The following is a 24,693-nucleotide window of genomic DNA, read 5'->3' on the forward strand; positions in this document are numbered from 1 at the left end:
ATGAGTATTAAAGGGTGGTTAGGTCCAGTATGGACTCGACTAAACTTAACCCAAGACCTCAAGGATGACCTGGACAATCTCATGCAACTGACCATCAGTTAATTCGGGATAGCAAGGGATAGCTAAAGCTTGGGTGCAAGCTTCCTCAGCGAGCGGGAAATCTCCTACCTGATAACCGAGATCCACAAAGGCTTTTTGCAGGTGCAACGGAACTGGATAATAAATAGCATTAGCGATGGCCTTGGCCGTTAAAGCAGCCATGAGCTTTTCTCGTTCTGGGGTTCTCAGTACATAAAGATGGAACACATGCTTCAATCCAGCCTCTTGATAAGGCAAAACAACCTTGCCATCGGCGGCCAAAGGAGCTAATAGCTCATCATAGAAAGCAGCCTTATCAGCCCGTGCCTGATTCCACTCATCGATATAGCGCAGCTTCACCCGCAGAATCGCTGCTTGCAGCTCATCAAGGCGGCTGTTATAGCCGATCTCATCATGGTAATACTTCGTCTTACAACCGTGGAAGCGCAGGACGCGAGCTGCCTCTGCCAATGCATCATCATTGGTGACAATCATACCGCCGTCCCCGTAGCCGCCCAAGTTTTTGGTCGGGAAAAAGCTAAAGGTTCCCGCATCCCCCAAGAAGCCGGCTTTATGTCCTTTATATTCTGCCCCTATCGCTTGGGCTGCATCCTCAATCACTTTTAAATTGTACTTCTTAGCTAGCCCTAAGATGGGATCCATATCCGCCATTTGGCCAAAAATATGTACTGGAATAATCCCTTTGGTCTTCGCCGTGATCTTACCTTCCAGCTGGGCCACGTCCATATTCAGGGTCTGAGGATCAATCTCCACAAACACCGGTGTTGCCCCCACCTGGGCAATGCTCTCCGCAGAAGCAAAGAACGTAAAAGGACTGGTGATCACTTCATCCCCGGGGCCGATTCCACAAGCCTTTAAAACAATCACTAAAGCATCTGTACCATTGCCCACGGCCACGGCATGCTTCGTACCGCAGTAGGCAGCGATTTCCTCTTCAAAGGTTTTCATCTCAGGGCCGAAGATAAATTTACTTGAATCCAGAACCCCTAAAACGGCCTGGTCAATTTCCTCTTTAATCGCAAGATATTGGGCTTTCAAATCTAACAATGGAATAGACATCGTCAATTCGTCCTTTCATCACATAGTGTATTATAATTAATTCGATTTAATGGGTTAAAATTCTACACTTAAGGGTACAACGAATAAGATTACTTTTCAAGGACTGTACATTGTTTCCGTAAAAAAAGTAGTGTAGGATCTTCCATAGTGCAGGCGAAGAATACTGCAGCTAAATTGCTGTTCGTGTGGTTGACAAAAAACGGAGTTTTGCAATACAATGTATTACAAAAGAATGTTGCAAACGAAAGGTGGTTTGCCCGATGACAATTTCTATTCGGCTTAGTCCGACTGAAGCAGAACTCATTAAGAGCTATGCAATACTAAAAAACCAAAGCGTATCTGATGTGATGAGGAAAGCAATTCTTCAGCAGATCGAAGATGAATATGATCTTGAAGTTTATGAAAAAGCAATGGCCGAATATCACAAAAATCCTGTGACCTACTCCCTTGAGGAAGTTGAAAAGGAACTGGGATTAAGATGATGTATCACGTCATCCTTACTGATGGAGCCAAAAAGGAAATTAAAAAGCTGGATAGGCCGATTGCCCTTCTTATTCTGGCTTGGATACGCAAGAATTTAGAGGGGTGCGATAATCCCCGACTCCATGGCAAAGCGCTTAAAGGCAATTTAGATAGTAGATGGAGTTATCGGGTGGGCGATTATCGTTTGCTTGCTGAGATACAGGACAGTGAAGTTATCATATTAATAGTGAGTGTCGGTCATCGAAGAGAAGTATATTAAAGCTAGTACTAAAGGGAGTGTTGTCTACTATATAAGTAGTAGACAACACTCCCGATTTTATGCACTGGTTCTACCGCAGATGCTGATTGAGCAGGGGATAGAGTCCCTCGGCGGTTTCTTCATCCACCCAGCCCATAGCCCAAGGACCGACACCGGCCAGGCCAAACTCATTGATTACGCCTAGCTTGGCATTCCAACTGGTGTAATCATCGAAAAATACCGTATGCTCGACACCCTTATCGTCCGTGTACTTAAAGGTTGGGGTACCGACAGGGTCATTACCAGGGTACTTAGCGTAAGTGATTTCGGCACCATAAGTTTGGGCGATCTCCATGGCCTTGGAATAGCCAAAGGCAGTGGAATTATAAGTGGGATTGCCGCTGGCATCCTTGCCGGTGACCACCCAATCCCGTCCGTAGTAGGGTAGTCCCATCATGACCTTGCTCATATCCACCCCTTGATCCTTTACATAGGTAAGAACCTGTTTGATCCAAGGATAAGGAGCGATGGCCCCCGGAGCGGAGGTCCGGTAGTGATGATCATAGGTCATCACATGCATATAATCCACCACATTAGAGAGCGCTTCATAATCAAAGGCATCTAGCCAGTACTGACTGGAGGACATTCGAGGCATCACAGTCATGACCACAATCTTATTCATGGGCTTTAACTCAGCGTAAAGAGATTCCATAAAGGCAGTTAAATCATTTCTCACCCCATCATTAGGGTCCTTAGCATCGCCATAATCCAAAGGAGTCTCAAAATCGATGACCACCCCATCAGAACGGGTGTCTTCAATCAACTTCACAATCTCGCCGATCATTTTTTCTTGAGCAGCAGGACTTTTTAGCAGAGTGTTGATGGAAGCGCCACTGCCGTTGATCAGAGGCAGAACCTTCATCCCTAAGCCGTGAGCCATATTGGTGAGCTGAAGATAATTACTAGAGCCCTCCTCCCAAACCAACTTCAGGGTCCCGTCCGCACCGATGGAGGAGCGCCAGTTGGGGGAGACATAGTCCACATAATCCGTAGCACGATTGGGGATCATGGCAAGTTGATTGAGATAGGTTTCGTATTTGGCATAACCATCCCAGTATTGCAGAGAAATCTTCGGATGCAAATTGCCCGTGCGAATAATGCTCTCCATACCGTAGCTAATCACTCCCCAGCCACCCAGCAGGATAAAGTGTGCACTTTCCTCCCGACGTGCACCCAGATAATCCATGCTCGCTTCCTTAAGATCCTTTTGCGGGACCAAAACAATCGGGTTATTGTTCTTAGCGGCTAAGGCAGCTCCGGCCAGGGCATCCGGGAATTTTGTGCCCGTAGCGACATAAATCGCTTCATTATTAAAGCTTAAGCTATTGAGGATTTCCAGATTGGTTCCATAGCGATCGGTTCCGGCTAAACGATCCACACTGAAGCTCAATTCTTCTAACTGAGTCTTTACCTCAGGGAGAATAACCCCCTCGCCACCAATCAGGGTCACCTCTTTGACTCCCAAGCTTTGCAGGGTTTCCAACGTAACCTCAGGGACCTTTTTCTTCTCAGTCAAAAGCAGAGGAATTCCTTGAGCAGCAGCATAAGAGGAAATGCTCAAAGCATCGGGGAAATCCGTGCCCAAAGCCAAGAAGGCCTTTTCGGTTTGAGGTACAGCGACCTTAGCGATCTCACTGGCCGTAATATAGCGGTCCGTTCCCTCGAGACGTTCCACGGTCAATCCTTCACTGATCAGAGTATTTTCCACTGCTTCTGAGACAGCCCCCCGACTGCCTAAGATGTAAACTGTCGAGGCCTCCAGTCGCTTAATTTCCTCTAACACTCCAGCAGTTAGCTGCTTAGTTTCTGTTAATAGCAAGGGAGCATTCACACTCGTGGTCAGCACCACCCCGGCTAAAGCATCGGGAAAATCATCCCCGCGAGCCAAGACAACGGACTCAGCGTAATCCCATCCCCCTTGGGAGACTTGGATCGCCGTATCGTAGCGAGAGGTCCCCGCTAAGCGCAAAGGTTGAGTTATAGAAGTTTCGGCCTGAACAGCTTGAGGCACCAAAGGCATTATGCCCGAGTTTGTGAATAAAAGGGTGAAGGCTGTCAAAGTCACAACGGCAATTTTTATAGTTTTCTTCATTTTTCTCTCCTTTTTGTTATTCATTGATACTAGGGTTGCTAATAGGGCGACCGACATTTAGGCCGCCCTACATACGTACATAATTAGGAACACAATAAAGAACATAATCATAATTAAGAAGTGTTCTTGGTTTTAGACTAACACTGTCCGTTAAATCTGACACGGTTCTCTGTTGTCTCTGCGAATACTTCGCTAAAAAGCAAAGAAACCCTTTACAAAATAAAGGAGAATAACAAGAGTTAATAAATTTTTAACATATTAAGAGGAAGAAAAGGTGATCCTTGTCAGTCTATTACTATGTAAGGATTCACAGTCCTCGGCAACCGCAAAGGGGACGAACTGACCATCGCTTGCCCAGCAAATGGTCAAGATTCCCAAAAGGATTCAGTAATATCCCGTCGAAACATGCAAAGTACCAAAAGGTTTACAACGATCAAGGAGGGTTTTCCGTGTGGCTACCACCAAAAAAATGGAGCGCTCTCCTCGCCGCTTCCTTTAGTCTTTGGCTATTAGGTCAAGCACCGGTTGCAGCAGCTCCTCTAACAGCAGATGTAGATCGCCTCTACGGAGCAACGCGCATTGAGACAGCTTTAAAGATTTCCCAGGCAGGCTGGGGCGAAGCTCAGACCGTTCTCCTAGCCCGCGGAGATGCCTTCCCGGACTCCTTAGTCTCCGTCCCTCTTTCCAAGCGCTATGATGCCCCCATTCTTCTGACCGGTTCTAAGGGCTTGGACCATGAAGTGCTAGAGGAAATTAAACGACTCAAGGCTCAGCATGTGATCTTACTGGGAGGTGCCGGTGTCATGGGGACACCCATCAGCAAGGCTCTGGAAACCGCTGGACTGACCTGGGAACGCATCGGCGGAGCGGATCGCTATGAGACCGCCGCCCTAGTCGCTGAGCACCTAGGAGGCAATGGCCAGGTGGTCCTCACCAGTGGCGAGAATTTCCCCGATGCCCTAGCCATCGGACCCTATGCCGGTATCACCGAGACCCCCATCTTGCTCACGAAAGCTCAAGAACTTCCCGCTGTCACTCGGCATAAGTTAGAAGCGTTGGGCGCATACCAGCTCAATGAGGAGGCAGAAGCCGTGACCCGGACTATCGTGGTCGGAGGAGAGGGAGTCATTGCCCCCATTACCTTAGAAGGATTAACCGGAATGACGCGGCTAAGCGGCCAAGACCGCTACGAGACCGCTGCCCAAGCCTTTTGGTTCACCCAAGAGGAGTTCGGGACGGACCCGTCCGACGCTCCCGAGGAGCAACGGGCTTTCCTTGTCACCGGGGAGAATTTCCCCGATGCCTTAGTCACCGGCGCCTTAGCCGTCAAACAGAATGCCTACCTATTTATGTCCAGTCATGCCGGACTACCGGCCATCACCTATTCCGCCATGGGCAATGCCACCGTGAATCAGCTCTTGGTCACCATGATTGGCGGGGAAGTCATACTCTCCGACCGAGTCAAAGGTATCGTCGCCGGCACGATTCAACCGCCCTATCTCCTAGCCGGTCTCACCATAGTTGTGGACCCTGGCCATGGGGGTAAAGATGTAGGAGCAGTGGGGGCTAGCGGTTCCTATGAGAAGAACTCGACCCTGCCTGTGGGGTTAAATCTGACGAATCTACTCCGCCAAGCGGGAGCCAAAGTTGTGATGACCCGCACCGGGGATACCCCGCCCTCCGGCGCAAGCTATGTAGAATTAAAAGATTTACAAACTCGGGTCAAAATTGCGAATCAGATTGAGGCTGATGTTTACGTCTCTATACACAACGATGCTTTTTCCAATCCGGAGGCAGGGGGAGTGACAACGTATATTTCCGCGGCTAATCCCAGAGGTGAAGAGGGAAGAAAACTGGCTACTGCAGTTCAGCAAGAAGTGATCAAGCAAGTGGAGCTCCAGGACCGCAAAGTCAAGACGGCCAACTTTTATGTGATTAAAAATACCACGATGCCGGCTATTCTTGTGGAACTAGGCTTTATTTCAAATCCTCAGGAAGAAAAGTTGATCATTAGTCCAGAATTTCAACAAAAAGCAGCTCTAGGGATCTACCGAGGCATTCTAATTTACCGGGGTTATTAGCAAATACCCAACATTAATGGACATAAGCATGGTAATTAAGAAAAAGTTAATAAAAAAATTTACAAAAGGTCTAGAAAAAACCTTGATAATTAGGTAAACTAATCTATGCAACTCGTAGGATGTAAATCTCCCAATTATTTCTTGTGAAAATTTCTGAGAGATTGCAGGAATATTGTTTTCCGCATCGAATAGTTATACGAGTGTAGAACCTGTTTAGGGTTTCTTCATTAACTTTGTCTAAAGGGTAAGCCACCCGAGAGGCGTAAGCCTTCTAGGGGGGACGCCCCCGTTAAAGGGTGGGATGCCTTTAGATATTGCGCAATGTCTAAAGATTTGCGGCTTATATTAAGGGGGTGAGTGACGACCACTGATCATCGCAGGTGAGAGGTACGGTAAATAGGTTGCTTTCTTAATTAAGAAAAACACATATGTGACCGTGACTTCGGAAGACACAAAAACGTTACCACGTAAATGAGAGGAGAAATTCACTACATGAAAAAGACAAAAAAGGCTTTAGCCTCCTTAGCTATCGCCGGTATGGTACTGTCCATGGCTCCAGCTAGCATTTTTGCTGCTAATGCAGACACTGACAGACTCGCAGGTACAGATCGTATCGGTACTGCCCTTGCTATCGCAGACGAAGGTTGGGATTCTGCTAATACAGTAATCTTGGCTCCTGCTGATCAAGCCAATCTCGTTGACTCTCTTGCTGCTGCTCCACTAGCAGGTCAAGAAAATGCCCCAGTTCTTTTAACCTTTAAAGGCAAGTTAGATGCAGGCGTGAAAACCAGAATCGCTGACTTGAAAGCAGGCAAAGTTTATGTTATCGGTGCTATTTCCGATGCAGTTGCTGCTGAAGTAGATGCTATTGATGGCGTTTCTGTTGAGAAACTTGCTGGTGCTGACCGTTGGGCCACTGCTGATAAAATCAATACTAAATTAAGTAAGCCTGCAGGCACTTTCGTTGTTGGTTACAATGCTATTCCCGATGCTCTTTCCGTAGCTTCCTATGCTGCAGCTGAAGACTATGCTATCGTGCTCGCTAATGCCGATGGCACAGTACCAGCTTCCAAGCTTGTTGGCGACAAAACCTACTTAGTAGGCGGATCCGGCGTCGTTAAAGACTACAGCGGCGCTACCCGTCTTGGCGGTGCAGATCGTTATGCTACCAACAAATCTGTCGTAGAAGGACTTTCCTACAACTTTGACAAAGTTTATGTTGCAAACGGCTTATCCATGGTTGACGCTCTTGCAGCTTCTTCCCTGGCAGCTCAAAATGATGCCGCTATTCTTCTGACTAACGGCACTAGTGTTCCTGCTGGCGCAGGCATTAAAGACAAGCTAGGCATGGTTGTTGCTCTCGGCGGAACGGGTGTTGTATCCGATTCTGTTATTAATTCACTCACCGGCGAGCTTGGCAATGTAGTCAAAGCTGCTGTTGAAGAGAAAAACTATGATAACGACACAAAGAATCAATATGTCGCATTTACTGTCAACGGTAAAAAAGTCACAGTCGAAGCTATAAACGCTCAGGGCTGGGATCTGGAATTCACCGCTGGCACTACCAAATCCAGTCCTACAGGATCAGCTATCTTTGCTGATGCAACTACTGGCCTCTTAGAGGATAGCATTGCATTGGACGACTACTATGTACAATTGACCTTAACCAAAGGTTCGGATGTTGTTATTTCCGATGTTGCTAAGATCACAGTTAAGAATCTGAATCTTGCTGCTACCGGAATTTCCGATTACACACTCACCAATGCCAGCCTTGGTTCTGCCACTGCTCAAATGAAGAGCACAAAATTAGTTGTCGGTGAAACTGCTACCTTCGAGGAGATTACAGTAACCGCCGGTACTGCCAAAGAAGATATTACCTACACAGGTAGTGAATTCTCAATTAAAACTTCTGATGCCGGTGTAATATCGAAGTTGAATAATACGATTACCGCTCAGACACCTGGCACAGCTACCATAACCATCGCTTATGGAAATACAACCAAAGCTGTTACCTTCACTGTTGTAAATGATTCCCGTGAAGCTAAGAGTATTCAGGTTAAGCAGGCTTCTGACGGTGCAGTTGTTACATCCTTGAAAACTTCTACAGATGTTGATTTAGTAGCAACCGTGCTTGACCAATACGGAGACCCAGATAAGGGTTCAGTCCTTACAGCAGATGTTTCAAATGAAGTTGTCTTAGATGCTGCTACCGAGACTCTTGCTTCTGGAGCATTCACTGTTACTCTTGCAACCCCAAAAGCATCTGGAAACTCTACAGTTACATTCTTTGCTGATGGAATTAAAATCGGTACATTCGTTGTAACTGTATCAACTGACACAGCTATTAACAAAAAGACCTTTGAAATGTACAAAGTTGATACCACTCAAAAGCTTGCTACCATGAATGCTGCTTTGGCTGCTACTCTTGAAAAGAGCAATTTCAGCACAGACACAACAATTGACATTGCTGATGATCAATATCTAGTTTATCAAGTTGCCAACTTTAATGCTGGTAACATATTCCTAGGCAATGACACTCTGAGCTTTACTTTTGCTACAGATGTCATTGAATCAAAATCAGGTGTTCTGGATTCTACTGACACTGCTATCGTTACTGATGCAGATGGTAATGACAGACTTGTTATCAAAGCAGGAACTGAAACAGGTACAGCAACAGTCAAGGTTAAGGACAATTCCGGCAAACTGTATACTGTTAAAGTTACCGTGATAAACCAAGGCTATACCATTAAGAGTGTCTCCTTGAAAACTCCTGCTACTTCAAATTATGGCAAGACTTATGATTATAAGTCCGTGCTGAACTACACTGCAGCCGGAACCGGTAGCCATCCTATCGTTACTGGTATTACACTGAACAAAGCTGCAGCACAGGAGCTCCGTTTTGATACTACTAACGCTGAGTTCTACATTGATAAGGACAGCGATGGCACCAATAATGATAGTGCTGTTGTTGGAACCTTGGTGATTACTGGCGTTGGTACAATTGGTGGAGTTTCGAATCCTGGCGATGCTAGCTCCTTCACAACACAAACAGGCGATAATGGAACTATCGTATTCAAAATTTTGGATAATGATGGTAAAATCGTTGCTAGTAAATCAGTTGGAGTAGATATCTAATTTAATCTTTAAGGACTGACTTAAGGTCAGCTATAAAAGATTAGCAAATGGCTGGACTTTGGTGCAGGATTCTGTGCCAAAGTCCTTCTATTTATTCGGTTATTTGTCAAATTGCCTTAGTGAAGAATTTACTCGCTAAACAATTAAATTCAATTGGAAAATGGATTTTAGAAAGCATTCCTAGGAGGCGTTCAGTAGGAATGGCTCAAATGTTTACGATGTTATATTGACTGAGCTATCCACTCGAGGTAAGATATAATAAGAGAGATAACGCATTGCCTAGATTGGAGGAAATATTGTGAAGAAGTTCTTAGCATTTTTGTTAGTTGCTACAATGATGATACCTACTACAGTATTTGCTGATACCGATAAGACAGTTCAAGTACCAAGATTAGAGTTTACTCAGATTGAAGAAGAAGTTAGTACTTATAATGCTCAATATCGAAAAATTGAAGATTCTTTTGATGATGTCAATAATAGTGTGCATAGCGGCAGTCAGGCTATCAAGGCTGCTGAGGATGCCATATCCGATCTGCAGCAAAGATATATTGCGGATCATGTGAGTGGTGCTGATCCGACATTAGATGAAGCAATTTTGGCTCTCCTGGAAAGCCAGAAGCGTACTCTAAGCTCTCAAATGGGTTCCCTTCCCGATGTTCAGAATTTAAAACAACAAGGTGATAAAGGGAAAGATCAGATAGTAGCAGGTGTTCAGTCCTTATTCATCTCTTATAATTCGATAGGCAGACAGCTTGAAGAACTGCGGGCCAGTATGACCTTACTGGAAACGCAGATGGAAGTAATGAAGATCAGAGTCGAGTTAGGTATGGATTCTCAGCTAAACCTTGATGCTACTGAATATAATTTTAAGACACTTTATGCAAGTACCCAGGCTTTACAAAATACTCACGATAACCTAAAGCATCAACTTAATCTAGCGTTCGCCCAAGAATATGATGCGGAAATCGAAATCGGGGAGAATCCAAGAGTAGAAGCTGAGGAGATTGCCCTGATCGATGTGGCATCAGATTTTCTGGAGGCGCAGAACAACAGCTATGACATTGAGTCTAGTAAGGATGAATATGATTATGTGTTAGGGGATGCATACCGCCAGTTTGAGAACTCATTTTATGAGCTCTATGAGAATGTTAAAACCAAGCAGCGGGCTCTTGAAGCTGAAGAGCTTAACTTAAAAACAGCAAAAATCAATAGTGAAATTCTGGAACTGAGAAATAAACTAGGTATAGTTTCTTCCATTCAGTATGAGCAAGAAAAAATGCAGTATCAGACAGTACAAAACAAATACGCTACTGTACAGGATGAACTTTTTATCGCATATAACAATTATCAATGGGCTAAAAAGGGCTTAATCCTGGGTAACTCTTTAGCTACAAGGTAGTGCACGACCAGAAAATCAGCTTTAGCCAATTTATAGAAGGAAGCCGTTAGCGTTCCCCATCAAAATTAGAAAATCAGCAAAGAAGATCCGTTGCCCTTTGGGGTGGCGGGTCTGTTTTTGTTTCCTCTTTTCCCCACTGGCGAAAAACTAAAATACTGAGTATTTTGGAATGCAAGCTGGTTTTAATTATAGAGGAAATAAGATAATTTTGTTGAATACATGAATACATGAATATATGAATACAGATTGACAGAGAACGGGGTTAAAATAATTATAAATTATATAGGAGTTGAGTTTATGTTCAGGAAATATTTAGCTATGACATTAGTGATTACAGTATTATTAAGCGGAGTTATTGCTTTTGTTCATACTGATGTAGCGAATGCTCAAGGATTATATGTGAATCCTTTTAGTTCATTAGATAAGGTACGTGAAGAAAAGCTTAAAAGTATTATAGAAGACCCTGGTATTCGGGTTCCTTTGTACAAAAGTCAATCATTAGATGAGGGTAATTTTATCGAGGATTCATTATCAAGCGGTGAGACACAGTACATTATAAAATTCAAAGACGATATACCAATGAATCAAATCTTTGAGAGTATAAGCCCGTATAAATATAGTCGGACTTTTATACTCAAACTTGTGGACTTACAGGATTTTGAACAACGTATCAAAGGTTTGATTGATTTTATTGAGGAAAACGGTAAAAAAATATCACAAATTATTCCTTCGGATCCATATTATCAATACTAGTGGGCTTTGCCGGCTATTAATATGCCGAACGCATGGGATATTAGTCGGGGATCAGATTCGGTATATGTTGCTGTAATTGATTCTGGGATTTATAGAAATCACCCCGATTTTGCTGGTGCAAATATTAGAAGTGGCTGGGACTTTATTTTTGATGATTATTGTGATTGGGATTCTACGGGTCATGGTACAAATGTAACAGGCGTCATCGGTGCACAAACAAATAACGCCAAAGGAGTTGCTGGTGTTAATTGGAATGTAGCTATTTTACCCATGCGTGTAATATGGTCCGATGGAACTGGAAGCACTTCTGATGTAATTCAAGCTATTTATCTTGCAGCAAATCTGGGATGTGATGTAATTAACCTTAGTTTAGGTGGCAACGAATTCTCGTCTGCAGAAAATAGCGCTATAGCTTATGCAATTGCAAAAGGGAGCATCGTTGTAGCATCAGCGGGTAACAGTGGGACATCAGACTATAGTTATCCCGCATCCTATAATGGCGTTCTCAGTGTTGGATCTATTGATAGCAACCTTTCTCGCTCCTCTTTCTCCCAGTATAATGATAAGGTAGACCTGACAGCTCCGGGAAGTGGTATTCTTACGACAGCAGATTGGATATATGATGGTGATGACTACGTTTATGTAGATGCCATCTCTTTTTCAGCGCCATATGTATCAGGAGTTGCCGCTCTTGCATCAGCGATTAAGCCGTCAATTACTGCTGCAGAGTTTAGTGAGGCACTAAAAGAAGCAAGTACAGATTTAGGGGCTCCAGGCTTCGATTTTCATTACGGGTATGGATTATTAAACGCTGAGAAAACACTAAGATAATTCGTATCACCGAGTTCGCCGAGGGACTTTATTGTAAGTTCTGTTGGTGATAAAGCTATTTCTTTAAACTGGACTGCAAATCAATAGTATAATTTTAGCGGATATCAGCTTGAATACAAACTAGATACAGCTACGAAATGGTCGTCTATCAGTATAGGTAAGTCTATAACAAACTATGCAGTGAATAATTTAACAAATGGGGTATTATATAATTTTAGATTTAAAGCAAAAAATTCAAGGGGGTATTGGTCTGAGTATACTAATGAAGTAAGCGGCCAACCGATTGATAATGTAGACCCACCCACTCCCTTAGGATTAAAGATCAACTCAGTCGACGATAGACAAGCAAGCTTAGGTTGGACAGTAGTAAGGGCAGCCGATCTTGCGGGATATCAGCTTGAGTATAAAACGGCAGAAGACTTAGACTGGATAGGGATTCCGGTCGGGAAGGTCACAACCTACACCGTAACAGGATAACGAATGAAGTGCCGTACAGCGTTCAAATCAAGGCCAAGGATACCTCGTCGAACCTGTCTAGTCCATCGAATCAGGTGATTGTAATCCCCGTCGATAAAATGCCCCCTAGCATCCCATCAGGATTGAAGGTGGCTTCCCTAGGGATGAATAAAGAGGTAACACTTACCAGGAACGCAAATACAGATATAGACTTGGCAGGCTACGAATTAGCTTATCAAAAATATGGGGCCAGGACTTGGGTGACACAGGCACTCGAAGCAGAAACAACCAGCACAACGATTGAAGGATTAGAACATAATATAAAATTCGTCTTCAAGATACGGGCAAAGGATCAAAAGGATAATTGGTCGAACTACACCGCGCTAGTCACCGCGATTCCGAAGGATCAAATCGCACCAGATAAGCCCACAGGCTTAACGACCGAGCCAAGTGATAGAAGTGTGTACTTAACTTGGGAAGCGAATATAGAAGAGGATCTTGGCGGATATCAGCTAGAATAAAAGGCAACGACAGCAACGAGATGGTTGACCGTTAGTGTCTTGAAAGGTGTAAATACGTATAAAGCCAGTAACTTAATTAATGGAACAAACTATGAGTTTAGACTTAAAGCCAAAGATATAGCAGGGAATTGGTCGGCATACACAGATGATGTCACTGAGGTACCTGGGCAGTGACCCAACTCCTTCACGGGGGGACCCTTCCCATTGGTCAGTTACATTTTCCAATCAGCCCCTATTAGTCACTTGGTCAGCATCTCTAATTAAAGAAAGATCCGTGATAGAAATAGTTTTAGAATCATATTTAACTAATCCCTCATTACGCATTTTCTAAATTCTCTGCTAAAGTAGACCTTTGAAGACCTGGCTTTTCAGCTAGGTTTTTTGTGATTATTGCTTTATGCGAGTGCTTTTTCGAGGTTTATATTTATGCTTTAAAAAGTTGACAATACTTTTTATCATGAGTATTTGTAACGCACGGGATGCTAACTCTTAGCCAAGACCGTAGGCTAGAGACATTCATATTGTTTTCTGAGCATCCATGCAACGGTCACGCGGGAGGAACGTTAATCCCTAAAAAACATCCTCGTAACTATCTGTTTATTAGGATATAATTTAATTGATAGATTCGAACGTGTATACTCATTACACGGATTAAGACCTCAGTGGAGGAACGTATTACTATTATTAGGTTGAAGCTGAAAATAATACCAATAGTTTCACAAAATCAGATACTATAACTGCAATAATGTTAAATTAGGTATTGCTTAAATGTAGATTTAAAGGAGGATTTTCTGTTGTTAAATTTGAAGAGGATAGCCATTCTAGTAACAAGTGCATGGATCTTTACTTTGATGATGGTTCAGGGAGCGGATGCGGAAGTATTGAGTTCGCGTCTTGCAGGTAGTGATCGCTATCAAACAGCAATTGCAGCAAGCCAAAGTGGCTGGCCTACGGGATCCAAGGCAGTAGTTGTTACTACCGGCGAGAATTATCCGGATGCATTAAGTGCAGCACCCTTGGCTGGGAAATACGATGCGCCACTCTTGCTTGTTCCTCGTTCGGGATTAAGCACGGATATATTAAACGAATTGAAGAGATTGAGTCCTAAGAATGCGTATATCGTCGGTGGTAACGGCGTGATTTCGGCTTCTGTTGAGAAGCAGATATCCTCCATGGGTATATCTGTAAGAAGATACTCGGGGCAAGATCGCTATGATACCGCCCAGGCGGTGGCTCGAGAGGTGGGAACTGGTCAAGGCGTGTTTGTTACTTCGGGAACAGGATTTGCGGATGCACTAGCTGTAGCACCTATCGCGACGTCCAAGGGGATGCCTATTCTACTTGTTCCTAAGGATGAGCTTACACCAAGCCTGAAAAAGTATGTTGGTAGAATGAAAAATGTCGACATCGTAATTGTCGGTAGTGAACGAGAGGTTTCCAGGGCCATTGAGGCACAGCTTCCTGTAGCGACAAGGATTGGGGGAGTAGATGCTTATGCGCGCAACATAGCTCTGCTCCAATTTTACAAGGATTCAATCAACCAAACAAAGATTTACTTTGCTACGGGTGAGTCCTACCCTGACGCTCTTGGTGCTGCAGCATTAGCTAAGCAAGGTCATAATCCGTTGATTTTATTGAAAGGGAAGCAAATTCCTAATGCGGCACAAAATTATCTCAGATCTAAAGTAATAAACCAGATGATAATTTTTGGTGGCGAAGGAATTATTCCCGCGAGTACGATTAATCAATTAGCAGCCTTACCGGCAGAGATAGCTGAAGTGAAAAATATAAGAGTCAATGTTAAAGAGCAACAAACCTATAACCTACCGAAGACTGTTGCAGTTAAAACAAGCAGGGGCAATCTGGAAGAAGTGCCGGTAACTTGGAATCTGGGTAATGTATCTACTCAAAGGGCAGGAACGTACTATTATAGCGGTCAGATTGAAGGATATTACACTACTGTAGAGTTAGAGCTCATCGTTGAACCATTGCTTGGCAAAGCGGATACGTTCACAGCGGAAGTCATCCAGGGTAGTCACTATAGCTTGCCGAACTCTGTAGTCGTTACCCTTAGCGATCAAAGCATTAAACAGTATCCTGTCATTTGGAGCTCTAGCCCTACGGTTAGCATGTTAAATAAAATTGGTACCTATACATTTACAGGAACTGTCGGGGACACCAATCTGAAGACTACTCTGACACTGAAAGTATCAGAGGATACAGCGATTACGATCAAAGATTCAAATTTTTTATGGGCTCTTAAATATTTACTAGATAAACCTTATTCTACCCAGCCGATTTATCGAAGTGATGTCTTGAGTATTACTCATCTCGATGTCAAAGAATGCGGGATCTCGGATCTTACCGGTTTGGAAATGTTCACTAATCTAAAGTCTGTGGATTTGCGCAATAATTATCTTGAATCATCTGCGCTCGCTCCCTTGCAGCAGTTAAAGAACTTGAAGTACTTAGACCTATCTTTTAATAATTTAGAAAGCATTACTTCTCTATCGAATCTTACTAGCTTGACCTATCTGGATTTAGGATATAACAACATCAAGGATTATGCCCCGATTAAGGGTATGACGCGGCTGACTAGATTGTTTCTTGAAGGAAATGCCTCTGAGGATTATAGTCCGATTCGTGGGTATTATGATCAATTAATAGACAAAGATTTCTTTTTAGATTCAGTAGATTATCAAAATTAATATCATTACAACTTAAAGTCAGAAGACGTTGACATACATTTGCATGCTATGATGCCGACCAATACAAACGATAGCACCTAGCTGCCTAAGAGCCCATGGATATCGAAAAAACTGCTATATATACTATTGTTAATTCTCGACTCATAAAAAGTAGTCTGAGGTTAGAATACATGCATAGAAGTTTCGCAAATAACAAGGGTTATGTGAATCAATTGAAGAATGCAATACTCCATGAGTGCAGCGATTCATTTTGCCGCACGGAGACTAGTGGGGGAACCCGTGCAAAAGCCGGATCTGTATTTCTGATGGGACCTGTATCTGGGATTATATCCATGTCTTAGATCTCGCAGAAGCCCATATCCGTGCCTTGGAAGCCTTAGATCAAGGAACAGCGTGCGGTACTTACAATGTAGGAGCAGGGGCAGGGTATTCAGTGGGGAAGTGGTCAACATGGCCAAGAGAGTTACCAGCATAGATATTCCGGTGGTTGAGGCTTCCAGAAGAGCAGGAGATCCGGATGTCTTAGTGGCTAAAGTAGATAAAATCCAAAAAATATTGGGGTGGCAAGCTCGGTATAGTGATTTGGAGACTATCATCTCTTCAGGATGGGGATGGCATAAAATACATCCTTATGAGAAATGATTTTGGATTTGGATAGAGAAGCAAATGAAAAATAGAAAAACGAATAGAAGATTAATTCTTATACTATCATGGGCAGCAGTTCTGCTTTGGTTGGGGCTACTACGTTTTTTATTCAATGGATATAAGCGGGTTAGGAGGAAATGTGATGAAAGGAATTGTTCTAGCGGGAGGAAATGGAACTCGTCTTTATCCCCTAACTAAAGTAACATCTAAGCAACTTTTACCGATATATGATAAACCGATGATTTTTTATCCGCTTTCTGTGCTTATGATGTCAGGAATACGAGAAATTCTGATTATCTCCACTCCACAGGATTTGCCGAATTTCAAACGTCTTCTAGGCAATGGCAGTGATTACGGCTTATCGCTCAGCTACGCTGAGCAACCTTCACCTCATGGACTAGCCGAGGCGTTTATTATAGGCGAAGAATTTATTTCAGGTGAACGATGCGCCATGATTTTAGGCGACAATATTTTCTATGGTGCAGGCTTAGTGAGTAGCTTGCGGGAGGCCGCATCAAGGGAACATGGGGCTACAGTATTTGGTTACTATGTCGTCGACCCGGAGCGTTTCGGAGTGGTGGAGATAGATGGTAAAGGAAAGGCTATATCTATAGAGGAAAAGCCGGTAAAGCCAAAAAGTAATTATTGTGTGACCGGTCTGTACTTTTACGACGAACGAGTATCAAAATGGGCTAAAGAGCTTAGACCCTCGGCAAGAGGCGAGCTTGAAATAACAGATTTGAACCGTATGTATTTGGACGATGGAAGTTTAAATGTGATAACGCTGGGACGCGGCTATGCTTGGTTGGATACAGGTACTATGGAAAGTTTGGCAGATGCAACGGAATTTGTCAGGGTGATGCAAAATAGGACCGGTACTATCATTGCGGCGTTGGAGGAAGTGGCGTACAGAAATGGTTGGATATCAAAGGATGCCCTTATTAAACATGCGGAGGCCTATGGAAAATCTCCCTATGGCCTCCACTTGAAGCATGTTACGGAAGGGAAAATAATATGAAGATATTGGTTACCGGTGGTGCCGGCTTTATCGGCAGCAATTTTATTTTTTATGAACTTGCAAAACACCCTGAGGATAGCATAATCTGTGTGGATTTGCTCACATATGCCGGAAATCTTGAAACCTTAGAAAGCGTAATGTCCAGCCCTGCCTTTAAATTTATAAAGGCTGATATTGCGGATCAAAAAGCTATTTACCCTATATTTGAGTCTGAGAAACCGGATATCGTAGTCAATTTCGCTGCAGAAAGCCATGTAGATCGTTCAATTGAAAATCCGGCTTTATTCCTCACCACAAACGTTATAGGTACACAAGTGCTTCTGGATGCTTGCCGCATTTTTGGTGTTGAAAGATTTCATCAGGTTTCAACTGACGAGATATATGGAGACCTTCCCCTCGACCGCCCCGACCTTTTCTTTACCGAGCAAACACAAATACATGCTTCATCGCCATACTCAGCTTCCAAAGCTTCCGCAGATTTGCTTACAATGGCATATTCTCGCACATTCAAGGTGCCTGTTAGCATTTCCCGGTGTTCAAACAACTACGGACCGTATCAGTTCCCCGAGAAGCTTATTCCTCTGATGATTGCCAATACCTTAAATGATAAGCCGCTACCTGTATATGGCAAAGGGGAAAATGTGCGGGACTGGCTGTATGTCGAAGATCATTGTTCGGCAATTGATTTGATTATCCGACACGGAAAGGAAGGCGAGATTTATAATGTCGGGGGGCATAATGAACGGACCAATCTTGAGGTTGTTGAAACAATCATCCATGAGTTGGGGCGTGGCCGTATCGAATTCGTCAAAGACCGGGCAGGACACGATCTGAGGTATGCCATAGATTCCTCGAAAATACAGCATGATCTGGGCTGGTTGCCATCCACAGCCTTCGACGAAGGAATTCGGATGACTATTCGTTGGTATCTTGACAATAAGGCATGGTGGCAACGGATTCTCAGCAACCCTATCGAATAACAGTGAAGGTTGGTATAGGCGGGTACACTTCAAGTTGATTGGTCAGGTTTTGCATCATTGTATGGGCCGCCTCGCGGTGTTTCTCTTTCACCTCAGGACTCTTAAAGCTTAATTCGCGGAGGGCTATTAAAATAGCTTCAAATGCCCTGAGCAGTTGATCCCGAGAAGAGATGTATTTCTCTTCAGACTTCATGATCTGATTTTCCAAGTTAGTGTTGGGCATAGAATCACTTTCTCTCATGGCTTTCTGCCCCTCTCCAGAGTTAACAGAACTGCTGCTTTGAGCCTGTTGCTCTAGAGAGTGATTTTGCACGGTTAACCGATTGATTTGGCTTATATTTTCGGCCACCTGCGCTTTCAATTCTTGGTTTACCTGTGTGAGTTTCTCAATTTTTTGGCTACTCTCTTTTCCGGCCTCAACGGCCAGCTCTTTTTCTCTTTGGGCTTGGTCTCGTTCCCGTAAGGCCTCTTTCTTTTCTGCTACTGCTTTTTGCAACTGTTGGGTAGTCATGCCTTCAATATCTAATTCAGCGACGAAATCAGCGCGTTCTTCTTCGGGAATGCCTAAAAGAAGGAGGGCCTTGGAGTAAGTCAGATTGGGAAGAGCCTGTGTCCGAGTGACGGTGCCAAGGGATTCAGGGTGTAGGGGGCCGTAGGCGGTTGCAATGCGCATCAGTTTTTCGGCCTTGTTTTGTGAGAAGTTGACGGATTCCTTAAGCCATGTGCCCCATTCACCATGGTTAACTTGGGCCTTGGCCTCCTGCAAGCGTTTGCCGATCTCGATGAAACTATAAAGCAGGATCCTCCCGGCTTGATGTTTAATAGTATTGATTTCCGCGGCGATGACCTGAGGTGTTCGCTCCATTGCCAAGGGGGCCTCTGTCATGGCCGGATCGTAGATGATTATATCTGACATAGTGTAAGCTCCTCTTTTTTTATACTTCACTCATAAGATATGCTGAAGAAGATGGATAAGTGTGCCAAGCAAAGAGTAGCTTGTCCGGTGAAAATCGTACACGTGTAAGATTTTGGAGTTAACATCTAGAGCTACTGCTTGCAAAGGAGTCAAGGGAATCTCAATATGCAAATGTTCGCCGGGAGGTTAGGAATTGTCCCCCATCCGGGGGTTTATGGAGAAGGCGGTTAAGGGATTTAAGACTTTTATCTAAAACATGAAGGGATTTTTGATTTGTTATAGAAGATTACTCTAGAGCAAACATATGTTTGGAGGATTTTTATGAAAACCTTCAGGGACCCAGTACATAATATCATTTCTTTTGATAAGATCAGTGAGAAAGTTTTGCTTGATTTAATTGATACCAAAGAATTTCAGAGGCTACGACATATTAAACAATTAGGGTTATCATCCTTTACCTATCCTGGTGCAGAACACACTAGATTTATGCACTCGTTAGGCGTGGTCCACTTGACCAAGAGATTTATTGATAAAATTTGCACATTAAAAAATATCGATCTCAGATATATTGATGAACTTAAAGAAAACCGTATACTGGCGTTAGCCGCAGCTTTATTACACGATATTGGCCATGGACCATTTTCTCATGCGCTCGAAAAAACTACAAAAGTTAAACATGAGACATGGACAATTGAAATCATTACTGGAGATACAGAGATAAAATCTGTTTTAGAGTCTTACAAGACAGGCTTCTCTCGAGAGGTAGCAGAGGTTATTCACAGAACCCATGAATCAAAGGCGATAGTGAAACTCTTGTCAAGTCAACTGGATACAGACCGTATCGATTATCTTATAAGGGATTCTAAGTTTTCCGGAGCAGGTTACGGTGCATTTGATTTAGAATGGTTGATTAATTGCCTAAGAATCGGAGAAGTTAATGGAGATACAGAATTCGGGTTGGATCTAAATAAGGGACTTAGTATTGCTGAAGATTTTATTATGGCGAGATATTATATGTATGTAAATGTTTATTTCCACAGGGCAACAAGAAGTGCAGAGCTAATTATCGATAAAATATTTCAGCGGGCTGCTGAGTTAGATAGGGAAGGAAAAGTCGGCTTACCTGAGGACCTGTCAGAAATTATTCAAAGGATTTCTGTTCATGATACCTTGAATAATTATCTTAATCTCACTGAAAGTACTATATTGCATTATTTTTCTTTATGGACTAAGAGCAATGATGAGATTTTGACGGACTTGTGTAATAGACTCTTAAACAGGAAGCTATTTAAAGAAATTCAGTTTGATGGTAACTTATTTGAATTTTGGGCAAAGGCCGTTAAAATATTTGGGGAAAAGGGGATACCGACAGACTATTATTTATTGATGGATGAAGCAACTAGCAGCACCTATAAAGATTACTATATTTCCCAAAAACCGAAAGCTGAGGAAAGCGAAAGAGAAGCTTCGGAACAAATCTTTTTGTTTGATAAAATAGGAAATGGTATTGAATTAACCAATAAATCAAAAATCATTAATCAAATAAGAAACGAAGGGATAAAAATCAACAGAATGTTCATGCCTGAAGAATATAAAAAATTTTTAGGGGGATAAGTTATGTTTAAGGGTGCAGGTTATTTATTAGAGATCTTTTCAAAAACAGATATTAAAGGCAGGAAAAAAATACAGAAAATCGTATTTATTCTAGAGAATGATGGTATGGATGCACCATATAAATATAGCTATCATCATTACGGACCATATTCGGCTCAATTACAGGAGGAAATTGATTTTTTGGTTCAACATAATTTATTGGAAGAAATCACAAAGAACGGAACATATGAATATAAGATAACCGATGAAGGAAGAAAGTTCAGTAAGCAAATAAAAAAGGGCCAGGAAGTTGCCGTAAATGATGATTTACTATTGAAACTTAATAACGAGAGCCCGCAATTCTTAGAGATGTTAAGCACTTATATTTTCTTGTTGGAATCTGGTTATGAGAAAGAATCAGCAAGGAATAAGGCTGTTGACCTCAAGCCTCACTTGAAGGATTTAATTGATCAAGCTGTGAAATACTATGAGCAAAATCTGAATTAGATTCGCCAAAGCATCCAAAATGGTTCAATATGAATCTTGCCCAGCCGCATCATCAAGCGGCTGGGCCTTATACTCATACAAAGGAAATCTTTATTGACCCATATATAAGAGGTGAAGCATGAAGAAGATTCTAATTTCAGGCGGTGCAGGGTATATCGGCAGCCATACCGTTCAGGCTTTGTCTAAAGCAGGGTATGGGCCTGTGGTGCTGGATAGCTTAATCACCGGACATCGTAAGGCTGTGAGTAAGAATATTTCCTTTTATCAAGGAGATATAGCCGATGATGGCCTTGTTTCAAACATTATAAAGAAGGAAAACGTGAGCGCAGCGATTCATTTCGCCGCACGGAGCCTAGTGGGGGAATCCGTGCAAAAGCCGGATTTGTACTTTGAAGAAAATGTAGCCAAGACAAATCGGTTTATGAGTACTTTGCTTAAGTGTGGTGTAAATAAAGTCGTCTTCTCCTCGACAGCTGCCACTTATGGGAACCCTGAGGTAACCCCCATAGCGGAAGAATCAGGGACAGAGCCCATTAATCCTTATGGAGCTTCTAAGCTTATGATTGAGCAATCCCTTTATTGGTTGGAGCAGGCTTATGGGTTAAAGTGGGTAGCCTTACGTTATTTTAACGCCGCAGGAGCGGCTTTGGATGGCTCTCTGGGGGAGGATCATACAACGGAGACCCATTTGATCCCGCTGATCCTTAAAACGGCCCTAGGACATAGAGAGGCGATCTCAATTCTTGGCACTGATTACAACACTCCTGATGGGACCTGTATCCGGGATTATATCCATGTCTTAGATTTGGCAGAGGCCCATATCCGTGCCTTGGAGGCCTTAGATCAAGGAGTAGCGTGCGGTGCTTACAATGTAGGAACAGGGGCAGGGTATTCTGTGCGAGAAGTGGTCAACATGGCCAAGAGAGTTACCGGCATGGATATTCCGGTGGTTGAGGCTCACAGAAGAGCTGGAGATCCGGATGTCTTAGTGGCTAAGGTAGAGAAGATCCAAAAAACGCTGGGGTGGCAAGCTCGGTATAGTGATTTAGAGACTATCATAAAGACAGCCTGGGAGTGGCATCAAAAGCATCCACATGGATATGAGAAATGATTTTTGATTAGGATATAGAAGCAAATGAGAGATAGAAAAACGAAAAGTAGATTGATCCTTATACTATCCTGGACGGCGGTTTTGTTTTGGATGGGCCTGGTATTTTATCTGTCAGATCAAGTGGCATCGCAGTCTGATGAACTGAGTCAAGGAATTGCCGAGAGGCTCTATGGTGTTATTGCAATGGCCTTTCCAGGATTTAATGCCGATTCTCTCCAATCTAATTTTATTGTTCGGAAATCAGCCCACTTCCTGTCTTATTTAGTTCTTAGTGTGCTGACTATGAATGCTTTGAGAAAAAGTGGTATCAACGGGTTGGGGCAAATTGTCCTCGCTATTGGGGATATGTGCGCTCTATGCTACCAGTGATGAAGTGCATCAACTCTTTGTGCCGGGGCGTAGCGGTCAGATTAAAGATGTGCTGCTCGACAGTGGGGGAGCCATTGTGGGTGTGGTCTTTCTATAGGCTGATCTATACGAGAGCATAAAGGAATATCTATGGCTAGTGCGTATTATATTCAATGGATAAGCAGGTTAGGAGGAAATGCCACTACCTAATATATGGCAAAGGAAAAAGAAGACGAAATTTATAAATTGATCAGTGTTGCTGTCCGAAAACTGATCAATTTATTTTACCACTCACACCTGAATAGAAATCAGTGATACACATCATACCGAGAGAGTAAAAGAGTCAACTAAGAGGCCTTTTTTGAAGGGGTCTCTTGGTTGTTTTTGTCTTTGAGGGACATATAATGATTTGTTTAACGAAACGAAAATACAACTTAAAATTACAAAAGCATGAATCAAAATAACAAATATGGAATATAAATAACAAATACATTGACGGGACATGCATTGAAGGGTTAGGATATATGTGTCTGGAGGAATGAAAAATGTACACAGAGATTGTGAAAATTATAGAGGGCGGAATGATTGGTGATAAGGAGAAGGTGTATAATTATGCCCAGGTTCTAGCAGAAAACCTAGAAAAATCTGGTGATGTTTCTCTAGCCAAGAAAATACGATCTCTTTTGGTGAATAAGAAAACTAGAATGGCCTCTTTAGATGATTTTTCCACTAAACCGGTGGATTCTGAAAGCCGTATGGATATGGTGGATATCTTTATACCGGATAAATCATTTGAGGTGCCGATATTGAAGCCTTATATTCTCGAAGAAATCGATGAATTTATTAATGGCTATAGTCAAAGGGACGCGATTTTACGAGCTGGAATTGAAATGGTAAGCTCTTTGCTTTTGTATGGTCCACCAGGGTGTGGTAAAACAACGGTAGCAAAATTTGTAGCATATAAGACGGGGTTACCGCTTGTGACCGTCAGACTTGATGGCTTGGTCTCATCGCTCCTAGGAAGCACAGCAAAAAATATCAGAAAGATATTTGACTATGCTTCAAAAAGGGACTGTATTCTGTTCCTTGATGAGTTTGATGTTGTAGCAAAGCTTAGGGATGACAAGCATGAACTAGGAGAACTCAAAAGGGTTGTGAACAGCTTGCTCCAAAACATTGATGATTTTAGCCAAAACAGTATTTTAATTGCAGCAACCAATCATCACGAATTATTGGACCCAGCAGTTTGGAGAAGATTCTCAAAGATCATTACATTAGAGAAGCCTAACAAAGAAGAGATCATGCAACTGATAAAGCTGCATACAAGAAATATAAACAGTAACGTGATGGATAATGAAAAGAAACTGGAGATGCTGGCAGCTGCTTTTGATGGCATTAGTCATGCAGATGTTAAGACCGTAGTAAATAACGCAATAAAGAAATCCATTATTAATAAAAAAGATACAACCCACAATTGGGATATGCTACAGGAGGTTTATTTATACAGAAAGCATAAGATTATCAGTGAGAATGACTTCATTAAATACCTACTGCAATATGGAGTGACACAAAAGGAAATAACAGATAATTATGATTTTTCGATTAGAAAGGTGAGAGAGGTAGCAAATTCTCCAGAGTAAAATGAAGGGAGGCATAGAAA

The 24,693-nt window shown here is 42.8% G+C and carries 21 protein-coding genes and 1 pseudogene; 19 read left to right on the forward strand and 3 right to left on the reverse strand.

Going from position 1 to position 24,693, the window contains the following annotated elements:
• Nucleotides 1–45: 45 nt before the first annotated feature.
• Nucleotides 46–1,158, reverse strand: coding sequence for a DegT/DnrJ/EryC1/StrS family aminotransferase (locus AAC978_RS01330; protein ID WP_341546160.1), 1,113 nt, complete (start codon nucleotides 1,156–1,158; stop codon nucleotides 46–48).
• A gap of 260 nt (nucleotides 1,159–1,418) precedes the next feature.
• Between AAC978_RS01330 and relB the strand changes: the two genes are divergently transcribed.
• Nucleotides 1,419–1,640, forward strand: coding sequence for a type II toxin-antitoxin system RelB family antitoxin (gene relB / locus AAC978_RS01335; protein ID WP_341546161.1), 222 nt, complete (start codon nucleotides 1,419–1,421; stop codon nucleotides 1,638–1,640).
• Nucleotides 1,637–1,900, forward strand: a complete 264-nt coding sequence (locus AAC978_RS01340; RefSeq protein WP_341546162.1) for a type II toxin-antitoxin system RelE family toxin — start codon at nucleotides 1,637–1,639, stop codon at nucleotides 1,898–1,900. The genes relB and AAC978_RS01340 overlap by 4 nt, the downstream gene beginning before the upstream one ends.
• Nucleotides 1,901–1,970: 70 nt before the next feature.
• Here AAC978_RS01340 and AAC978_RS01345 read toward each other — a convergent pair whose 3' ends face one another.
• Entirely contained in the window at nucleotides 1,971–4,031 is a 2,061-nt protein-coding gene (locus tag AAC978_RS01345; protein WP_341546163.1) for a cell wall-binding repeat-containing protein, read from the reverse strand.
• A 449-nt stretch (nucleotides 4,032–4,480) separates the two neighbouring features.
• Here AAC978_RS01345 and AAC978_RS01350 point away from each other — a divergent pair, with 449 nt between their 5' ends.
• From AAC978_RS01350 to rfbB, 11 genes and pseudogenes are all read left to right on the forward strand, one after another.
• The gene (locus tag AAC978_RS01350; RefSeq protein ID WP_341546164.1) at nucleotides 4,481–6,112 is read left to right on the forward strand and encodes an N-acetylmuramoyl-L-alanine amidase; all 1,632 of its coding nucleotides are present in this window, start codon (nucleotides 4,481–4,483) and stop codon (nucleotides 6,110–6,112) included.
• A 492-nt stretch (nucleotides 6,113–6,604) separates the two neighbouring features.
• Nucleotides 6,605–9,247 (forward strand): cell wall-binding repeat-containing protein, encoded by a 2,643-nt coding sequence (locus tag AAC978_RS01355; protein ID WP_341546165.1) that lies wholly within the window; start codon nucleotides 6,605–6,607, stop codon nucleotides 9,245–9,247.
• Nucleotides 9,248–9,545: 298 nt separating this feature from the next.
• On the forward strand, nucleotides 9,546–10,646 hold the full coding sequence (locus AAC978_RS01360; protein ID WP_341546166.1) for a TolC family protein: 1,101 nt from the start codon (nucleotides 9,546–9,548) through the stop codon (nucleotides 10,644–10,646).
• A 297-nt stretch (nucleotides 10,647–10,943) separates the two neighbouring features.
• Nucleotides 10,944–11,399, forward strand: coding sequence for a hypothetical protein (locus tag AAC978_RS01365; RefSeq protein ID WP_341546167.1), 456 nt, complete (start codon nucleotides 10,944–10,946; stop codon nucleotides 11,397–11,399).
• A 21-nt stretch (nucleotides 11,400–11,420) separates the two neighbouring features.
• On the forward strand, nucleotides 11,421–12,230 hold the full coding sequence (locus AAC978_RS01370) for a S8 family serine peptidase (RefSeq protein WP_341546168.1): 810 nt from the start codon (nucleotides 11,421–11,423) through the stop codon (nucleotides 12,228–12,230).
• Nucleotides 12,231–12,410: 180 nt separating this feature from the next.
• Nucleotides 12,411–12,707, forward strand: a complete 297-nt coding sequence (locus AAC978_RS01375) for a hypothetical protein (RefSeq protein ID WP_445900265.1) — start codon at nucleotides 12,411–12,413, stop codon at nucleotides 12,705–12,707.
• 8 nt (nucleotides 12,708–12,715) lie between these two features.
• On the forward strand, nucleotides 12,716–13,207 hold the full coding sequence (locus AAC978_RS01380; RefSeq protein WP_341546169.1) for a fibronectin type III domain-containing protein: 492 nt from the start codon (nucleotides 12,716–12,718) through the stop codon (nucleotides 13,205–13,207).
• A gap of 794 nt (nucleotides 13,208–14,001) precedes the next feature.
• Nucleotides 14,002–15,915 carry a cell wall-binding repeat-containing protein gene (locus AAC978_RS01385; RefSeq protein ID WP_341546170.1) on the forward strand — a complete coding sequence of 638 codons (1,914 nt, stop codon included), beginning with the start codon at nucleotides 14,002–14,004 and terminating at the stop codon, nucleotides 15,913–15,915.
• A 304-nt stretch (nucleotides 15,916–16,219) separates the two neighbouring features.
• Nucleotides 16,220–16,557: pseudogene (locus AAC978_RS01390) on the forward strand (NAD-dependent epimerase/dehydratase family protein); the annotation flags it as partial.
• 145 nt (nucleotides 16,558–16,702) lie between these two features.
• Nucleotides 16,703–17,578 carry a glucose-1-phosphate thymidylyltransferase RfbA gene (gene rfbA, locus AAC978_RS01395; protein ID WP_341546171.1) on the forward strand — a complete coding sequence of 292 codons (876 nt, stop codon included), beginning with the start codon at nucleotides 16,703–16,705 and terminating at the stop codon, nucleotides 17,576–17,578.
• On the forward strand, nucleotides 17,575–18,558 hold the full coding sequence (rfbB, locus tag AAC978_RS01400) for a dTDP-glucose 4,6-dehydratase (RefSeq protein WP_341546172.1): 984 nt from the start codon (nucleotides 17,575–17,577) through the stop codon (nucleotides 18,556–18,558). The genes rfbA and rfbB overlap by 4 nt, the downstream gene beginning before the upstream one ends.
• On the opposite strand, the gene AAC978_RS01405 is transcribed toward rfbB, so the two are convergent.
• A complete protein-coding gene (locus AAC978_RS01405) occupies nucleotides 18,548–19,474 on the reverse strand; it encodes a DUF3102 domain-containing protein (RefSeq protein ID WP_341546173.1) in 927 nt (308 codons plus the stop codon). The genes rfbB and AAC978_RS01405 overlap by 11 nt on opposite strands.
• Nucleotides 19,475–19,795: 321 nt before the next feature.
• Between AAC978_RS01405 and AAC978_RS01410 the strand changes: the two genes are divergently transcribed.
• From AAC978_RS01410 to AAC978_RS01435, 6 genes are all read left to right on the forward strand, one after another.
• Nucleotides 19,796–21,088 (forward strand): HD domain-containing protein, encoded by a 1,293-nt coding sequence (locus tag AAC978_RS01410; protein ID WP_341546174.1) that lies wholly within the window; start codon nucleotides 19,796–19,798, stop codon nucleotides 21,086–21,088.
• Nucleotides 21,089–21,091: 3 nt separating this feature from the next.
• Nucleotides 21,092–21,574, forward strand: coding sequence for a YwgA family protein (locus AAC978_RS01415; RefSeq protein WP_341546175.1), 483 nt, complete (start codon nucleotides 21,092–21,094; stop codon nucleotides 21,572–21,574).
• Nucleotides 21,575–21,692: 118 nt separating this feature from the next.
• A complete protein-coding gene (gene galE / locus AAC978_RS01420) occupies nucleotides 21,693–22,685 on the forward strand; it encodes a UDP-glucose 4-epimerase GalE (RefSeq protein ID WP_341546176.1) in 993 nt (330 codons plus the stop codon).
• 24 nt (nucleotides 22,686–22,709) lie between these two features.
• A complete protein-coding gene (locus AAC978_RS01425) occupies nucleotides 22,710–23,054 on the forward strand; it encodes a VanZ family protein (protein WP_341546177.1) in 345 nt (114 codons plus the stop codon).
• A gap of 4 nt (nucleotides 23,055–23,058) precedes the next feature.
• Nucleotides 23,059–23,151: a VanZ family protein gene (locus AAC978_RS01430; RefSeq protein WP_341546178.1), complete on the forward strand. Its 93-nt coding sequence runs from the start codon at nucleotides 23,059–23,061 to the stop codon at nucleotides 23,149–23,151.
• 427 nt (nucleotides 23,152–23,578) lie between these two features.
• A complete protein-coding gene (locus AAC978_RS01435) occupies nucleotides 23,579–24,673 on the forward strand; it encodes an AAA family ATPase (RefSeq protein ID WP_341546179.1) in 1,095 nt (364 codons plus the stop codon).
• Nucleotides 24,674–24,693 lie beyond the last annotated feature (20 nt).

Origin of the sequence: Desulfitobacterium sp. THU1, from assembly GCF_038181555.1 — a bacterium.
Lineage (GTDB): Bacteria > Bacillota > Desulfitobacteriia > Desulfitobacteriales > Desulfitobacteriaceae > Desulfitobacterium.

Coding starts and splice junctions, on each gene's coding strand:
- AAC978_RS01345 (WP_341546163.1), bottom strand. CDS start 4,031: ATGAAGAAAACTATAAAAATTGCCGTTGTGACTTTGACAGCCTTCACC.
- galE (WP_341546176.1), top strand. CDS start 21,693: ATGAAGAAGATTCTAATTTCAGGCGGTGCAGGGTATATCGGCAGCCAT.
- rfbB (WP_341546172.1), top strand. CDS start 17,575: ATGAAGATATTGGTTACCGGTGGTGCCGGCTTTATCGGCAGCAATTTT.
- AAC978_RS01330 (WP_341546160.1), bottom strand. CDS start 1,158: ATGTCTATTCCATTGTTAGATTTGAAAGCCCAATATCTTGCGATTAAA.
- AAC978_RS01410 (WP_341546174.1), top strand. CDS start 19,796: ATGAAAACCTTCAGGGACCCAGTACATAATATCATTTCTTTTGATAAG.
- AAC978_RS01355 (WP_341546165.1), top strand. CDS start 6,605: ATGAAAAAGACAAAAAAGGCTTTAGCCTCCTTAGCTATCGCCGGTATG.
- relB (WP_341546161.1), top strand. CDS start 1,419: ATGACAATTTCTATTCGGCTTAGTCCGACTGAAGCAGAACTCATTAAG.
- AAC978_RS01365 (WP_341546167.1), top strand. CDS start 10,944: ATGTTCAGGAAATATTTAGCTATGACATTAGTGATTACAGTATTATTA.
- rfbA (WP_341546171.1), top strand. CDS start 16,703: ATGAAAGGAATTGTTCTAGCGGGAGGAAATGGAACTCGTCTTTATCCC.
- AAC978_RS01435 (WP_341546179.1), top strand. CDS start 23,579: ATGTACACAGAGATTGTGAAAATTATAGAGGGCGGAATGATTGGTGAT.
- AAC978_RS01370 (WP_341546168.1), top strand. CDS start 11,421: ATGCCGAACGCATGGGATATTAGTCGGGGATCAGATTCGGTATATGTT.
- AAC978_RS01405 (WP_341546173.1), bottom strand. CDS start 19,474: ATGTCAGATATAATCATCTACGATCCGGCCATGACAGAGGCCCCCTTG.
- AAC978_RS01340 (WP_341546162.1), top strand. CDS start 1,637: ATGATGTATCACGTCATCCTTACTGATGGAGCCAAAAAGGAAATTAAA.
- AAC978_RS01425 (WP_341546177.1), top strand. CDS start 22,710: ATGAGAGATAGAAAAACGAAAAGTAGATTGATCCTTATACTATCCTGG.
- AAC978_RS01415 (WP_341546175.1), top strand. CDS start 21,092: ATGTTTAAGGGTGCAGGTTATTTATTAGAGATCTTTTCAAAAACAGAT.